This is a genomic window from Pseudoclavibacter sp. AY1F1, assembly GCF_002931075.1.
Classification (GTDB): Bacteria; Actinomycetota; Actinomycetes; order Actinomycetales; family Microbacteriaceae; genus Pseudoclavibacter.
On sequence record NZ_PSTQ01000003.1, the window covers coordinates 158181 to 173574 of the forward strand.

Here is a 15394-nt window from a genome sequence, read left to right on the forward strand (position 1 = left end):
CGGTTCAGCCCGCTGCGAGCTCGACGGCGAGGCGCACGTTGCCGTGGGCCTCACGCAAGAGGGCGGCGGCCTGTTCTGCGTCGCAGTCCGCGAGCAGCATGACCACCGCGGTCTTCGCGTGATCGCCTGCGGATGCGAGTGCCGCGTCGGCGTCAGGGCGTGCGGCCCCGGTGGCCTCGGCGACGATGCGCTGCGCACGGTCAACCAGCTTCGCATTCGAGGGGCGCACATCGACCATGAGGTTGCTGTAGGCCTTGCCGCCGCGAACCATGCTCGCCGTCGTGAGCATGTTGCACACGAGTTTCTGGGCGGTGCCCGCCTTGAGGCGCGTCGACCCGGTGAGCACTTCTGGGCCGGTCACGACCTCGATGGCGATGTCTGCTTCCGCGCTGATCGGTGCGTTCGCGTTGCAGGCGATCGAGATGGTGGCGGCGCCGCGCTCTCGAGCAGCCCTGAGGCCACCGATGACATACGGGGTGCGTCCGCTCGCCGCCAGCCCGACGACGACGTCGTTCGCACGCAGGCCAACCGCGTCCAGTTCGCGAGCCGCGAGCTCCGGGTCGTCCTCGGCGCCTTCCACGGCGCGGACAAACGCCTGGTTTCCACCCGCCATGACGCCGAGTACGTCTTCGGGTGGGGTTCCGAAGGTCGGGGGGCATTCGACGGCATCCAGGAGCCCGATGCGTCCGCTCGTGCCAGCGCCGAGGTAGATCAGTCGACCGCCGGCACGCCTGGCCTCCGCGATGCGGTCAGCGGCGCGCGCGATAGTGGGGAGCGCCGAGCGTACAGCGCCGGCGACCGTCGCATCCTCGTCGTTCATGAGGCGCAGGATCTGCTCGGTGCCGAGGGTGTCGAGGTCTTCGGTCCGAGGGTTCCGCGCCTCGGTCGAGAGGGCCGCGAGCGTCGAGATCTCGTCGTTGGGCATGCGCATCTCCGATCCTCGGCTCGCTACCGTGCGAACCTGCGTTATAAAAGTACACGATCAGATCTCTGTAAGTAAATAAACTTCGTCAACAACCGGGTGTCACCCCTCGCTACGCTGTGTCCGGAAAGCAGGTGGACTGTGAGCACACGTGACGCAGAGACGAGTTCTCGCACTGTACTGGTCGAGCTTCGGGCGCTGATGCCCTCGCTGCGACCGTCGGAGCGCCGCATCGCGGAGGCGCTTCTCTCCGACCCAGAGGGGTTCGCGACGAGGTCGATGGCGGAGATCGCGGACCTCGCCGGCACCTCGACGACCACGGTTGTGCGCTTCACGAGGCGCGCCGGGTACAGCAGGTTCCGCGACCTACGGCATGACCTCACCGAGCAGAACCTCCGGGAGCGCCTCGCCTCAAGCGCGGGGGTTGCCCCGGCGGCAGACATCTCTCCGGGTGACTCGCTGTCTGAGGTGGTGGCCAAGATCGCGATGAACGAGACGCTCTCGATCGCAGATACCGCAGAGGTTCTGGACATCGATGCCCTGGCGGCCGCCGTCAAGGCCGTTGCCGGCGCTGCTCGCGTCGACATCCACGGGATCGGTGCGAGTTCCGTCGTCGGTGTCGACCTGCAGCGCAAGCTGTCGCGGATCGGGCGCATCGCCCTCGAATGGCCCGAGGCTCATGCCGCGTGGACTGCCGCCGCAGTCCTCGACGAGCGGGCTGTCGCGATCGCCATCTCGCACTCCGGCGCGACCGCCGGGGTGGTCGAGTTCCTCCGCATCGCCAAGGCGACCGGGGCGGCAACCATCGCGATCACGAACCACGAGCGGTCACCGCTTGCCGAGCTCGCGGATATCGTTCTTCGCACTGCGGCGCGCGAGACACCCCTGCGTTCAGCAGCGCTCGGCAGCCGGATCGCGCAGCTCATGGTCGTGGACTGCCTCTTCACCGGTGTCGCGCAGGTCGACTACGAGGGATCTGTCGCCGCTATCGAGAAGACGCACCAAGCGGTCCTGCGGGGCTGAAGGGTTCAGTCTCGGCCGGCAGGCGGAGGCGCGCTCTCGAGTCCAGGCGGGACTCGCCCGGACCTCGATCCACTGCGGAACTTTTTTACCTTTTCGGACTGCATCCTGGTACTGTTCTTCAAAATTCGAGCAATGTTGCGAGAAGAGGATGCCCATGAGCGCAAACGACGAACTCGCCGGCGAGCTGCTGCGGTTGCTCGGTGGCCCCGGCAATGTTGCCGGAGTTGAGAACTGCATGACGCGGATGCGCGTCAGCCCTGTCGACCGCGACCTGATCGACGAGACCGCGATCAAGTCACTCCCGGGTGTGCTCGGCGTCGTCGACGACGACACGTACCAGGTCGTGCTCGGCCCCGGCAAGGTCACCAAGGTGACCGACGCCTTCCGCCAGCAGCTTGGTGCTGCCGGTGCCGACGCGGATGCGCTCGCGGCTCGCGGTGCGGCCATCAAGGCCGGCCAGAAGCAGCGCAACAACACGCCGTTCAAGAACTTCATCCGTAAGATCGCCAACATCTTCGTGCCGCTCATCCCGGCGCTCATCGGAGCCGGCATTGTCGCGGCCGTTCGCGGCCTCCTGGTGAACTGGGACGCCGTCGGGACAGCGCCGGAATTCGTAGGAGCGGTGGTGCCGGCCCTGACGGTCATCGGCTCAGCGTTCTTCGCCTTCCTACCGATCTTCGCTGGCATCAACGCCGCCAAGGAGTTCGGGGGCACACCCGCACTGGGCGGTGCCGTCGCCGCGATCATCGTCTTCGCAGGCATCAGCGACGTGCAGTACAGCCTCCCGGTCTTGGGGGACATCGTCCTCGCGCCGGGGCAGGGCGGTGTCATCGGTGCGATCTTCGCCGCCGGCCTCTGCGCCTGGATCGAGCGCAGTCTGCGCGGGAAGATCCCGGATGCCATCGACATCCTCGTCACGCCGACACTTGCCCTCCTCATCTCCGGCCTCGCCACGATCTTCGTGTTCATGTTCGTTGCTGGGAACATCGCGACCGCGATCGGTACGGGAGCGATCTGGCTACTCGACAATTCTGGTCTCCTCGCAGGCTTCGTGCTCGGTGGGCTCTTCCTGCCCCTCGTGATGCTCGGCCTCCACCAGGCGCTCATCCCCATCCACGCGACCCTGATCGAACAGGTGGGCTTCACGCCGCTGCTCACGATCCTCGCGATGGCGGGAGCGGGCCAGGTCGGCGCCGCGCTGGCGATCTACTTCAAGCTGAACCGAAACAAGTCCCTTCGAACCACCATCAAGGGCGCCCTCCCGGTTGGCATCCTGGGCGTCGGGGAGCCGCTGATCTACGCCGTCACGCTGCCGCTCGGTCGCCCCTTCCTGACGGCCTGCCTCGGCGGCGCGGTTGGAGGTGCGGTCGCGGGTGCGTTCAATCAGTTCGCGGGTGCTTTCGGAGCGACGGCGATCGGGCCTTCCGGTTGGGCGCTGCTGCCTTTGCTGCAGAGCGAGAATGGCCAGGGGTACGCGATCCTCGCGTACGTTGTCGGGCTGCTTGCCGGGTATATCTCCGGATTCCTCATCACGTACTTCTGGGGGTTCTCGCCGGCTCTCCTCGCCGAGCACAACGCGGAACAGGACGAGTACGGCGTGTCGAAGGGTGAGGGTGCGGATGCTCCGAGCGCAGCGGCGCCAGCGTCGGCGGCCGCCTCCGGGGCACAGGCGGTCATGGGACAGCGCATCGATATCCTCGCTCCGGTCGAGGGGTCGATCATTGGCCTGTCGGATGTGCAGGACGAGGCGTTCTCCGCGGGAACCATGGGTGACGGCTTCGCCGTCGAGCCGACTTCCGGCGACTTCCGGAGCCCCGTATCCGGCACCATCACGGCGATGTTCCCGACCGGTCACGCCTTCGGAGTCACGACGCCTGAGGGGCTTGAGGTGCTCGTGCATATCGGCCTCGGGACGGTCGACCTGCACGGGGAGGGGTTTGACCTCAAGCGGGCCGAGGGCGAAGTCGTCGAAGCTGGCGACGTGGTCGTCGCCGTGGATCTCGAGGCCATACGCGGCAAGGCTCGCTCGCTCGCTACCCCCGTGATTGTGCTGAACGGGGCCGCGTTCCCGATCGTCGAGCGTCGAACGCATGACGGGCCTCCGCTCACGGTCGAAGCAGTCGGGGTGGCTACTTCGACGCGGAGTTGACGCGCGGGCGGGTGCTCCCGGGACTCTCGGACCTCCTCTCGGTACCGTTGCCTGGTACCGAGGGCGGAGCGAGGAGGCGACCATGGACGATTCGAGTGAGGGCCGCTTCGAGCGCCTCCCTGAGCGCGTTGACCCGAGAGACTACTCGATGGATGTGCCCGCTTCGGGCCCTGAGGCCTCGAACGAGCCGCTTCCGCCTGCCGGGTCGCCCGAGCTGATCGCCGCGACGCAGCTCGCCCAGGCTTCCGGGAGTCTCAGTTCGCGCCGTCGACCGCAAATGCGCATCGGCCTCACGGTGCTCGCGACGGTCGTGGGCGGGGTTGCACTCCTCGCTGTGCTGCAGGTGTTCCTCTAGTTGGAGACGGCGTCGACCACAGCCGCTGCGAGTTCGTCTGGTTTGGTGAGCTGCGGCCAGTGGCCGGTGGGGAGCTCGACGATGCGGACGTTTCGTGCACGGGCGAGCTCCGCGACGTAGGGGTGGCCGCCCTCCATGAACTGGCGAAGCAACGGCTCTGGCATGGTGCTCGTGATGACGACGGCTGGAACGTCGTAGCGGCGCTCGTCGCTCAGCTGCTGCTGTTCGGTCGCGACGCCGACAGGCTCCGGCACGGCGATGCTCTCGAGCTGCCGCCAGACGTCGCCTGTCATGTCGACGAGCTCGGGTTCCTCGAAGACGCCGCGGTCGGGGAGGGGCAGCGCGCCGCCTGACGATTCGAAGCCATCGTTGATCACGCCGCCATCGGCGAGCGGCCCCGAATCGACGTACACGACCTTCACAGTGCGGTCTGGACGCGCATCGACTGCTCCGTAAGCCACGGCGCCGCCGCCGCTGTGACCGACCAGTACGACGTCGCCGTCGAGGGAGTCGACAAGCGCCGTCACGGCATCGATGTGCGTGCGAAGGCCGATGCCGACCGGGTTCTCGCCCGGGCCCTTGCCAGGCAAGGTCAGCGGATGCGCAGTGTGGCCAGCCGCCTCGAGCGCGCGTGTCACCGGTGCCCACGAGTCGCCGGTGAGCCAGAAGCCAGGGATGAGGATGATGTGCATGGTGCGAAGCTACCCATGGCCGCCGACATTTCCGTCGGAAGCGCCTGGGGCCATGCGTCCCCTAGGGGCGGGAGACGGTGACGAACGGCTCGAGCTCAGGGCCCGGTGCCTGGGTGAGGGTCGCGGCGAACACCACCGAAGCGCCAGATGGCATCTCGAATCCGAGCGTCATCCCTCTGCTCTCGCCAGCGGGCACGGTAGTGCTGCGCTCGAAGATCCCAGCTGGCACGGAGCCCGGAGTCCAACCGCCAGCATTCGTCAGCGAGGACAGGAAGGCATCACCCTGCTGGCGTGCTGCTCGAAAAGTCACCGGCGCGTTGCCCGTCAGGGTGCTGTTCACCGTGAAGCGTGCGGCGACAAGATCACCCGGGAATGGGCTCGCGATGGGCACCCACGTCCAGGTCAGGCTGCCGGTGGTGGTGCTCGAAGCGCTCGCGGGGGCCGCGACTGTCACGGCAATGAGTGGTGCAGCCCAGGCGGCATGGAGTAGCGCGCGCCGCGGCGATTCTGCGGGAGTTCGGGGGGAGTCCACGAGCTGAGAGTAAGCACGCATGCATCGGCCGTACCGATTGTGACCTCAGAAGCTGGGGTGGCGTAGCTGGCTGGGTGGTGCGTTCAACCCGTACGGTCGACGGCCTCCGCGCTCGCGGCATCCGAACGCGTCGACGCCCAGTTCGACAGCAACTGCAGGCGCTCGTGGGATGCGCTCCCCGGTTCTGCGGAGAACACGAGCATGAGCAGTCCGCGGTCGGAGGCGAGATCCATGCTCTGGTAGGTGAGGTCGAGGTCGCCCACGACGGGGTGGTGCACGCGCTTCAGCCCGTCCCGGTGCTCGCGCACGTCATGAGCGCCCCAGAGCCTGCGGAAGAGTTCGCTGCGAGTGGAGAGCTCGCCGACGAGGTTGCTGAGGTTGCGGTCGTGCGGGGATCGGCCAGCTTCGGAGCGGAGGAGCGCCACGATCTGCCGCGTGTTGGCCTCCCAGTCGCGGTAGAAGTTCTGCGAGCGCCCGTCGAGGAACAGGAAACGGGCCGCGTTGACGGGTGGGCGGTCATCCTCGAACATCGGGGCGAACAACGCCCGACCAAGTGTGTTGGTCGCGATCGCGTCGAGTCTGCCGTTCTGGATGAACACGGGCACCGTCGACATGGCGTCGATGGTCTGCTGCATGGCTGCGCTGAGCTGCTGCTTCTTGGTGCGGCGCTGTCGCTGCGGGTGCGTGCCCTCGTTGGCTGTCCTCACGAGTTCGTGCAGGTGCGCATGCTCGGCCTCGTCGAGGCGCAGGGCGCGGCTCACTCCGTCGAGCACGGCCTCGGAGACGCCGCCCGCGTTGCCTCGCTCGAGTCGCTTGTAGTACTCGGCGCTCATCCCCGCGAGCAGCGCGACTTCCTCGCGGCGCAGCCCAGGGACGCGGCGTCGACCACCAAAGTCGGGCAGCCCCGCCTGCGACGGCGTGAGCTTCGCTCGCCGAGAGGTGAGGAACGCGCTCAGGTCGTCATGGATGTCCATGCCAGCGACCCTACGCCGCAGCTCACTGCCCAGAGGGGCCCTGTCAGTGCACCTCACACCAGGGCCGCGCTGTGTCGAGCGGATGCGCGTTGACTCGCTTCCATGAAGCACATCACTCTTGGAGGCCTCGAGGTCTCCCGCATCGGACTCGGCGCCATGACCATGGCGGGCACCTACACAAGCGAGGGCGCGCTCGATCACTCCGAGTCGATCGCGACGATCAACCGAGCGCTCGACCTTGGCGTGACCCACGTCGACACCGCCGAGATCTACGGCCCCTTCCTCAGCGAGGAGATTGTCGGCGAGGCGATCAAGGGGCGCCGCGACGAGGTCAAGATCGCGACGAAGTTCGGCCTCTACTCGCACGTCGAGCAAGGGCGGAACGCGAATAGCAGCCCAGCGAACATCCGCGCCGCCGTCGAGGGTTCGCTGCGCCGCCTCGGCACCGACCACATCGACCTCTACTACCAGCACCGCGTCGACCGGAACACGCCCATCGAGGACACGGCGGGGGCCATCTCCGAGCTCGTGGCCGAGGGCAAGGTGCTGTACTTCGGGCTGTCCGAGGCGTCTCCCGAGACGATCCGCCGGGCGCACGCCGTGCATCCCGTCTCCGCGTTGCAGACCGAGTACTCGCTGTGGACGCGCGACGTCGAGGCGGACATTCTGCCGCTGCTGCGTGAACTGGGCATCGGATTCGTGCCTTATTCGCCGCTGGGCCACGGGCTCCTGACTGGGGAGATCCGCTCGGTCGCCGACTTCGCGGACGACGACTGGCGCAAGACGAACCCGCGGTTCACGGGCGAGAACTTCGAGCGCAACCTGCGCATCGTCGACGAGGTTCGTGCGATCGGCGAGGAGATCGGCGCGACGCCGGCCCAGACGGCGCTCGCCTGGATCCTCACGCGCGGCGACGACATCGCCCCCATCCCGGGCACCCGCCGCGTGAGCCGCGTCGAAGAGAACACTGCCGCTGACGCGATTGTGCTCACCGAGTCGCAGATCGCCCGCCTCGACGCACTCGAGCCAGCGGCCGGCGCTCGGCACGACGACGCGAACATGGCCTCCATCGACCGGTGAGTGGTTCGCGGTGAGGCTCGGGGTCGCGAAAAGCCCGACGTACTTGGCTTGCCGCGGCCCCGCTGTAGCTTGTCCACGAGATCGTAGGGTGGATGCATGAGCAACGTCGCCCTTCAACCGCAAGGCGGGCGGAGTGTGCGAGCAAGAGTCTCGCTGGCGGTGGCTGCGGCGCTCGCCCTGGGGCTCTCCGCGTGCAGCGCCTCTCCGGAGCCGACGCCCAGCCCGACCGTGACGGTCGGCCCCGCCGCGCTTGTCGAAGAGGCCGCACGCATCCTCGAAGCGAACGGCCTCTACTCGGGCCGTGACTGGTCGGCCCAGCGAGATGCACTCATTGAGGCAGGTGCGGCGGCGGAGTCGCTCGAGGAGGCGCACGAACTCATTGCGGCGGCAACCAGTGACGCCGGGGGCAGGCACTCCAGGTTCCTCCCCGCCGAAGAGCGTGAGGCAAGCTACGCGGAAGCGCCGAGCGACCCGCCCACGGTCGAAGCGACGCAGGGCGGTACGGTCACGATCACGGTGTCGGCGATCGGACACGACGGTCAGCTCGCCGCCGAGTATGCGCGCGCCGGAGTCGAGGGGCTGGTCGCGCTCGCGGACGCGGAGACGTGCGGCTTCGTTGTTGACCTGCGGGGCAACTGGGGTGGCAACGCGTTCCCGATGCTCGGGGCCGTCTCGCCGCTCTTCGATACAAGCGACGTCGCGGGATTCGTAGACCGCGACGGCACACACGGCACCATCACCGTGACCACGGAGAGCGCGACTTCAGCTGACGGGTACGAGCTGCACTTCGACTCAGAAGTGGACATCGACAAGAGCGTCTTCGCCGGCAGGCCGATCGCTGTCCTGCAGGACTTCTACACGGCCTCGGCCGCGGAGATGGTGCTCACCGCGTTCACCGGGCAGAGCAACGTGATGACGTTCGGGGAGAAGAGCAACGGACTTGCGACGGGCGTCGACGGCTTCATGCTCGCCGACGGGTCGGAGATCCTGCTCACGACCTCTCGCTACACGGACCGAACCGGCGCAGTCATGCCAGAGCCCATCCAGCCCGACGTCTCCGTGTTGACGGCGGATGTCCCCGCGGCGGCCCATGACTGGCTTGCGGAGCAGTGCGCGGCTGCTTGATCCGTTACTTGGCTTGCTCAGTCGAGCTGCGCGGGCGTCCTCGTCCCGCCGCGAGGTGCCGCTCGCGCATCGCGAGGAACAGCGGTAGGGCGAACGCGAAGGCGACGCCGAAGCAGACGATGTAGACCCACAGCCGCCGCATGCCCTGGCGGCGCCCCTCGACGATGATGAACACCGCGCCCACGGTGGCCGCGACCAGCACGTCGATGACGATCGACGTGACGGCCGGTCCGCTACCGAAGTAGTCGCCGATGAAGGCGCTTCCCTCCATGCCGGCGATGACATTGAACGTCCACGTCGCGGCGCCACCCACCACGGCGAATACGAGGTAGAAGATCGCGAGGGGAGTCCAGGTGGATGCGCGCATGCGGCAAGGGTCGCACGCCCGGCCCCGCGCATCCACATGCAGAAACCAGAACGGGCGCCCGCTCCCGGAATCCCCGCGGTGGGTTCCGAGGGCAAGCGCCCGTTGACTGCTTGAGCAGAAGCTAGCTGCGGCGTTCCGCTTCCTGCAGCGTCGTGCCTTCGAACTCGTCCTGCTCACGGTCGGACTCGGAGCCGGTGGAGCGCTGGATGCTCTCCTCCACTTCCTCGTCGGTCTCGTCGGAGAAGGCGACGTCGCCGCGGGGCGCGTTGTAGAGCTTCTCGTTGAGGATGCCTTCGCGCTTCGCGACGATCATCGGCACAAGCGCCTGGCCGGCGACGTTGGTCGCGGTGCGTCCCATGTCGAGGATCGGGTCGATGGCGAGCAGCAGGCCGACGCCCTCGAGCGGGAGGCCGAGCGTCGACAGGGTCAGCGTGAGCATGACCGTCGCGCCGGTCGTGCCGGCGGTCGCGGCCGAGCCGACAACCGAGACGATGACGATGAGGATGTACTGCATGATCGACAGCTCGATGCCGAAGAACTGGGCGACGAAGATCGCCGAGATGGCCGGGTAGATCGCGGCGCATCCATCCATCTTCGTGGTCGCGCCGAACGGCACGGCGAAGGATGCGTACTCGCGGGGCACGCCGAGGTTGCGCTCGGTGACGCGCTGCGTGAGGGGGAGCGTGCCGATGGAGGAGCGGCTCACGAACGCGAGCTGCACGGCAGGCCATACACCGGAGAAGAAGCGGCCGACCGACAGGCCGTGCGCCTTCACGAGGATCGGGTAGACGACGAACAGCACAAGCGCGAGACCGATGTAGATGGCGATCGCGAACCACGCGAGCCCCGTCAGCTTCTCCCAGCCGTAGTTGACAACCGCGCTGGCGATGAGGCCGAGCGTGCCAAGCGGGGCAATGCGGATGATCCACCACAGCACCTTCTGGATGACCGCGAGGGCAGACGCCGTGAACTCGAGGAACGGCTCGGCGCGCTTGCCGAGGCGCAGCGCCGCGATACCGATGACCACGGCGATGACGATGACCTGCAGCACGTTGAACGCGATCGTCGAGTTGACGTCGCCGGTCTCAGCGTCCACGCGCGAACGCACGCCCATGCCGAGGAAGTTCTGCGGGACGAGACCCGTGAGGAAGTTCCACCAGGTGCCAACCGAAGAGGGCTCGCCGGTCTCGAGCTGCGACTGGTCGACGCGGCTGCCCGGCTGGATGGTGACGCCGAGCACGATGCCGATCGTCACCGCGATGAGCGCGGTGATGCCGAACCACAGGAGCGTCTGGCCCGCGAGGCGGGCGGCGTTCGTCACGAGGCGCAGCTGGGCGATGCTGGAGATGACGGCGGTGAGGATGAGGGGAACAACGGCGGCCGTCAGGATCGTGACGTACGAGCTGCCGATGGTGGCAAGCGTCGCGGCGAGCCCGTTGGGGTTGCCCTCCGCGTCGTCACCAAGGCCTCGCGCAACGAGTCCGAGCACGACGCCCAGGACGAGGGCGGCAAGGATCTGGAATCCGAACGACGTGAGGAGCTTGCGCGCGCGGCTTTTGGTGCGCGGCGTCACCTCGGCTTCGGATGCTTCGGTGGCCACCTTGGAGGTGGGGGTGCCTGGGGTGTTGGCCGACATGGAAGATCTCCCGATGCGATTTCTCATTTCGCGGGATTTTCCGCGAACTGAGCGAGGCTACGCCTGAGCCGAGGGAGTGTCACGGGTGTGACGGTTCATGACGCGCAACAAATTGTTCGCTCCGGGATGTCACGAGCGGTCAGGCGGGGAATGAAACGGCACCAGGGCGTTCGTCCGCTTCGCCGCGAAAGTAATTAAACAATTTAGGGAAATCGCAGAAAAGGAGGCGTACTGTCGCCTCGTTCTCTTCGAACCCCTCACACGAGAAGGTGGAGCATCATGGCTGAGTCGGCGCGTCGTCGGTGGGTTGGGCTGGTCTTCATCAGCGTCGCGGTGGCGCTGATCATCGTTGACTCCACGATCGTGAACGTCGCTGTGCCGTCGATCGTGACAGAGCTCGGCATCACCTCGACCGAGGTGCAGTGGGTGCAGGAGGCGTACACGCTTGTCTTCGCGTCGCTGCTGCTCCTCTTCGGCAGCCTCGCCGACCGCGTCGGCCGGCGCCGCCTGATGCTCATCGGCGTCGTGATCTTCGCGCTCGCGTCCGTGGCGGCGGCGCTCGCCCCGACCGGCGGGCTGCTGATCCTGGCTCGCCTCGTGCAGGGCGTCGGCGGCGCCATGATCCTCCCCACCACCCTCTCGCTCATCAACGCGAACTTCCGAGGGCGCGAGCGGGGCATCGCATTCGCCGTGTGGGGCTCGACGATCGGCGGAATGGCGGCCGTCGGGCCACTGCTCGGCGGATGGCTCACCACTGAGTTCTCGTGGCGCTGGGCGTTTGGCATCAACGTGCCACTCGGCATCATCATCGTCATCGGAGTGCTCGCCTTCGTCAACGAGTCGCGCGAGCCCGCGCGGCAGCGCCTCGATCTTGTCGGCGCCGCCCTTTCGGTGGTCACGTTCGGCGCGCTCGTCTTCGGCCTCATCGAGGGACGCACCTACGGCTGGTGGGCGGTCAACGAGACCTTCACGGTCGGGTCGTTCGAGTGGCCGCTGCCGATCTCACCCGTTCCGCTCGCCTTCGCGATCGCGGCCCTCGCGCTCGTCGCGTTCATCGTGAGAGGCGTGACCAGGACCCGCCGGGGCCAGTCGTCGCTCCTCGAGTTCTCCCTCTTCCGCATCTCCTCGTTCCGCAACGGCAACATCGCGGCGCTGGTCGTTGCCCTCGGCGAGTTCGGCATCATCTTGTCGCTCCCGCTCTGGCTGCAGTTTGTGCTCGGCTTCGACGCCCTGCAGACGGGGTTCGTGCTCCTGGCGCTGGCTGCCGGCTCGTTCGTGGCGAGCGGCTTCGCGGGCGCCAGCAGCGGCAAGGTCAGTGCCGTCATGATCGTGCGCGTCGGTATCCTCGCGGAGATCGTCGGCATCGCCTGGGCCGGTCTCATCATCGCCCCGGATGCGCAGTGGGGGTGGCTCATCCCGGCCCTGTTCGTCTACGGCTTCGGGGTTGGCCTCGCGACGGCTCAGCTGACCGGTGTTGTGCTGCAGGATGTGCCCGTCGAGCTCTCCGGTCAGGGCTCCGGCACGCAGTCCACGTCGAGGCAGGTGGGTTCGGCGCTCGGCGTCGCCATCCTCGGCACGATCCTGTTCACGACGACCGGCGCATCCCTCGGCGCATCCCTCGATGACGCCCAGGTGCCCGCCGAGCAGCGAGACCAGGTCGTCTCGGCCGTGGTCGACTCCGCCGGAGGTGCCATCGCCGGCCTCGGCGAGAACCCTGCCACCGCGGACTTCGCCGACGACGCGAAGGCCGCACTCTCCGACGGCACTCGCGCTTCGGCCTTCACGGCCGCCGCCTTCCTGGCACTCGGGCTCGCTGCGACGCTCAGGCTCGGATCCGGGAAGCGCGAAGAAGGAGACGAGGCCGAAGGTGAAGAACCCGCCTCGTCCAAGTCCTCCGGATAGATCCCCCTCGCGATGCACTGCGTACACTGACGTTTTCGCTTTCGTTCAGCGAAAGGGGTGCAGTCATGGTCCGTCCCCGCGCCCCGATGCTCTCCGTGGAGAAGATCGCGCTGGCCGCGCTCGAGCAGATCGATGCGACTGGCGACTTCTCGATTCCCCTCCTCGCGGATCGCCTCGAGGTCGGTGCATCGTCCCTTTACCACCACGTCGATGGGCGCGCCGGCATCATCGAAGCCGTCCGTCAGCACCTCAGCTCGGGCAACGCGGGGGCGCTCCTCGTCGAGACGGAGCCCTCCGAGATCGCCGGTGCGGCCGACTGCCTGGACCAGTCGGACTGGCGGGTCATGCTGCGGCACTGGGCGCGGGCCTACGTCGCTGCGATGTCAGTGCATCCGCTTGCCGTGCCCCTCATGGTGAGGGAGGCCGTCAACGACGAGACAGCGCTCGACATCTACGAGAGCGCCGCGCAGATCTTCGCCGCGACGGGCTTCACGAGCCAGCAGGCCATCATCGTCATGACGTTCGTCGAGAACCTCGCGATCGGGACGGCGCTCGACGAGGCTGCACCTGAAGTCCCGTGGGCGGGGGACCCGGAGCGCCACGTCGCGCTGACCGAGGCCCTCGGTTCCGTGGCACCGGGCACTCGCGGCATGCTCGCGTTCGAGTTCGCCCTGGACGCCGCCGTGGCCGCGATGGAGCGCATGCTGGAGCAGAACGCGGCCCAGGAGGACGCCGACTGACCTCGGCTGAGGTGCTAGTCCGCCGTCACATAGCTGAGGTCGTGGATGTGCCTCCCGGCCTTCGCCGCCTTCCGTTCGAAGACGGTCAGGGTTCTGCCGTCGAAGCGCGGAGCCCAGGCGCCCGGGTGCTCGCTCGTGAACTCAGGTGCAGCATCCAGTACTTCTCGCATCTGGAAGGCGTAGTCCTCCCAGTCGGTCGCGAGCCGCATGCGACCGCCCGGGCGGAGGGCGCTCGCCGCGACGGCACCGAAGCCGTCGCGCACGAGCCGTCGCTTCGTGTGCTTCGCCTTGTGCCACGGGTCGGGGAAGAAGATCCAGAGCTCTTCGACGCTGCCGGCAGGAAGCATGTGCTCGAGCACCTCGACGGCGTTCGCTTCGGCGAGGCGCACGTTCGAGAGCCCGGCGTCCTCAATGCGCCGCAGGGTGCGCGCGAGGCCAGCGACGAACACCTCGACGGCAAGGAAGTTCCACTCCGGATGCTCGGCCGCGGCCGCCACCACGGCCTCGCCCGTTCCCGAGCCGATCTCGACAACAAGCGGTGCATCCCGCCCGAACAGCTCGGCGGGGTCGACCCGAAACGCCGGGTTCACCGAGAAGTCGAGCTCGGCCCGCTCCACGTCGACCAGGTACTTCGGGCCGAGCGTCTCCCACGAGGTCTGCTGGCCATCGGTGAGGCGGCCACTTCTGCGAGAGAACGAGAAGATCGGACGATGCGAGGGATCCTGCGCCGGCTGGGTGGTTTCTGCGTCTGACACCAGACAAACCTAGGTGATGGGTGCGGAGATACGGCAAACCGTTCCCGCCATGCAAAGGGTGTTCAGTAAAGCGCCCCGGATAGGGGATGCTGGGTGCAAGAAGCCGTCACCCCCGGTCGGAGGTTCAGAATGCCGTATCGCAGCAAAGAAGTGCTCGAGTCTTGGGCTCGCGAGTTCGAGAGCCTCGGCTACGTCGAACCCGGGGTTGTCAACGTCATCGTCCAGGACGGCGACGAAGGGCAAGACACGGGGCTCGTACGCGTGCAGCTCTCGCACGCGCCCACCGAGCTGTACCTGCAGCCGGGCACACGCGACAGCCCGAAATGGTCGGTCACGCTCGAGCCGCGCGAGGACATCCTGCACCTCTCGGCCGCGCACGTGCACGCCCTCTCACAAGAACTGGCGGTCGTCTCCGCCCTCTGCACGTTCCTGCAGGCGAAGTCGATCGTGCTGCTCGCAGAGCTCCACTCGCAGGCGCATCCCGAGGCCCAGCCCGAGGTGCGGTCGGTGTCGCAGGCTGTGCCAGCCGAAGCGAACTCCTAGCTCGGCTGAGCTCAGCCGGCTTGGCCGTTGTGCCCCGTGGTCATACCGAGCGCGTGCGTGAGCAACTCCGCGAGACGCTCAAGTGTCTCGGCGTCCGCCTCGTGGGCGACCGCCGACTCGAGTGACGTGTCGAATTCGCTGAGGCGGTTCCACGGCTCCGCCGAGAGGTCGACGGTGACCGTGAGCAAGCTCGCGCGCCGGTCCGTCGGGTCAGTATCGCGGTGGATGGCACCCCGCTCGAGGAGCCGGTCGCACAGCGTTGAGACTCCGGCGGAGGTGAGGCCCAGGTGCGCGCGCAGGGCGCTCGGCCTGGCGCCGGGGTTCTGCTCGAGGTAGGCGAGCGCGCGTGCGTCCATCTCGCCGATGCCAAGCGAACGCCTGGCCTCGTTCTGTGACGACTGGCGTGCTTCGGCGAAGGCGGTGAGTGCATCGCTGAGTCGCGTCGCGGGTGTCGGCTGGACCGTGGGGGTGAGACCGGGCTGATCCGCCCGACCCGCCCGGCCCGGGCGATCCGGGCGATCGGCTGAGGGGGTGCTCGTCATGGCAGCGCTCCCCTCGATCTCCGTGGTGCCGCCCAGAGTACACGCAGGGCTTCGGTA

Annotated in this window: 16 protein-coding genes; 8 read left to right on the forward strand and 8 right to left on the reverse strand. The window is 67.6% G+C overall.

The features are described from left to right. Window positions 1–4: 4 nt before the first annotated feature. Entirely contained in the window at window positions 5–931 is a 927-nt protein-coding gene (murQ, locus tag C5B85_RS06940; protein WP_219819362.1) for an N-acetylmuramic acid 6-phosphate etherase, read from the reverse strand. A gap of 132 nt (window positions 932–1063) precedes the next feature. Between murQ and C5B85_RS06945 the strand changes: the two genes are divergently transcribed. The 3 genes from C5B85_RS06945 (at window position 1064) to C5B85_RS06955 (ending at window position 4449) form a co-directional block, all read left to right on the forward strand. Then, complete coding sequence (locus C5B85_RS06945; protein WP_258070636.1) at window positions 1064–1945, forward strand: MurR/RpiR family transcriptional regulator; 882 nt, start codon at window positions 1064–1066, stop codon at window positions 1943–1945. 154 nt (window positions 1946–2099) lie between these two features. Then, window positions 2100–4094 (forward strand): glucose PTS transporter subunit IIA, encoded by a 1995-nt coding sequence (locus C5B85_RS06950; RefSeq protein ID WP_219819363.1) that lies wholly within the window; start codon window positions 2100–2102, stop codon window positions 4092–4094. Between the two features lie 82 nt (window positions 4095–4176). Then, window positions 4177–4449, forward strand: coding sequence for a hypothetical protein (locus tag C5B85_RS06955; protein ID WP_104285294.1), 273 nt, complete (start codon window positions 4177–4179; stop codon window positions 4447–4449). Here the strand turns inward: C5B85_RS06955 and C5B85_RS06960 are convergent. The 3 genes from C5B85_RS06960 to C5B85_RS06970 form a co-directional block, all read right to left on the reverse strand. Continuing rightward, on the reverse strand, window positions 4446–5141 hold the full coding sequence (locus tag C5B85_RS06960) for an alpha/beta fold hydrolase (protein WP_104285295.1): 696 nt from the start codon (window positions 5139–5141) through the stop codon (window positions 4446–4448). The genes C5B85_RS06955 and C5B85_RS06960 overlap by 4 nt on opposite strands. 61 nt (window positions 5142–5202) lie before the next feature. After that, window positions 5203–5673: a hypothetical protein gene (locus tag C5B85_RS06965; protein ID WP_146077871.1), complete on the reverse strand. Its 471-nt coding sequence runs from the start codon at window positions 5671–5673 to the stop codon at window positions 5203–5205. Between the two features lie 83 nt (window positions 5674–5756). Next, window positions 5757–6647, reverse strand: a complete 891-nt coding sequence (locus C5B85_RS06970; protein WP_104285297.1) for a helix-turn-helix transcriptional regulator — start codon at window positions 6645–6647, stop codon at window positions 5757–5759. A 102-nt stretch (window positions 6648–6749) separates the two neighbouring features. On the opposite strand from C5B85_RS06970, the gene C5B85_RS06975 reads away from it, so the two are divergent. Next, window positions 6750–7727, forward strand: a complete 978-nt coding sequence (locus tag C5B85_RS06975) for an aldo/keto reductase (protein WP_104285298.1) — start codon at window positions 6750–6752, stop codon at window positions 7725–7727. Between the two features lie 96 nt (window positions 7728–7823). Continuing rightward, window positions 7824–8852: a S41 family peptidase gene (locus tag C5B85_RS06980; RefSeq protein ID WP_104285299.1), complete on the forward strand. Its 1029-nt coding sequence runs from the start codon at window positions 7824–7826 to the stop codon at window positions 8850–8852. A 4-nt stretch (window positions 8853–8856) separates the two neighbouring features. Here the strand turns inward: C5B85_RS06980 and C5B85_RS06985 are convergent, their stop codons facing one another. Together C5B85_RS06985 and C5B85_RS06990 are read right to left on the reverse strand one after the other, a co-directional pair. Beyond that, on the reverse strand, window positions 8857–9219 hold the full coding sequence (locus tag C5B85_RS06985; protein ID WP_104285300.1) for a DUF2834 domain-containing protein: 363 nt from the start codon (window positions 9217–9219) through the stop codon (window positions 8857–8859). A gap of 121 nt (window positions 9220–9340) precedes the next feature. Further along, the gene (locus C5B85_RS06990) at window positions 9341–10855 is read right to left on the reverse strand and encodes a dicarboxylate/amino acid:cation symporter (RefSeq protein ID WP_104285301.1); all 1515 of its coding nucleotides are present in this window, start codon (window positions 10853–10855) and stop codon (window positions 9341–9343) included. A 279-nt stretch (window positions 10856–11134) separates the two neighbouring features. On the opposite strand from C5B85_RS06990, the gene C5B85_RS06995 reads away from it, so the two are divergent. Together C5B85_RS06995 and C5B85_RS07000 are read left to right on the forward strand one after the other, a co-directional pair. Beyond that, window positions 11135–12757: a DHA2 family efflux MFS transporter permease subunit gene (locus tag C5B85_RS06995; RefSeq protein ID WP_104285302.1), complete on the forward strand. Its 1623-nt coding sequence runs from the start codon at window positions 11135–11137 to the stop codon at window positions 12755–12757. A gap of 65 nt (window positions 12758–12822) precedes the next feature. Continuing rightward, entirely contained in the window at window positions 12823–13497 is a 675-nt protein-coding gene (locus C5B85_RS07000) for a TetR/AcrR family transcriptional regulator (protein ID WP_104285303.1), read from the forward strand. Window positions 13498–13511: 14 nt separating this feature from the next. Here the strand turns inward: C5B85_RS07000 and trmB are convergent, their stop codons facing one another. Further along, a complete protein-coding gene (gene trmB, locus C5B85_RS07005) occupies window positions 13512–14252 on the reverse strand; it encodes a tRNA (guanosine(46)-N7)-methyltransferase TrmB (protein ID WP_104285304.1) in 741 nt (246 codons plus the stop codon). Window positions 14253–14381: 129 nt separating this feature from the next. Here trmB and C5B85_RS07010 point away from each other — a divergent pair, with 129 nt between their 5' ends. Further along, window positions 14382–14795, forward strand: a complete 414-nt coding sequence (locus C5B85_RS07010) for a hypothetical protein (protein ID WP_181064321.1) — start codon at window positions 14382–14384, stop codon at window positions 14793–14795. An 11-nt stretch (window positions 14796–14806) separates the two neighbouring features. Here C5B85_RS07010 and C5B85_RS07015 read toward each other — a convergent pair whose 3' ends face one another. After that, on the reverse strand, window positions 14807–15337 hold the full coding sequence (locus C5B85_RS07015; protein WP_104285305.1) for a MarR family winged helix-turn-helix transcriptional regulator: 531 nt from the start codon (window positions 15335–15337) through the stop codon (window positions 14807–14809). Window positions 15338–15394: the final 57 nt, after the last annotated feature.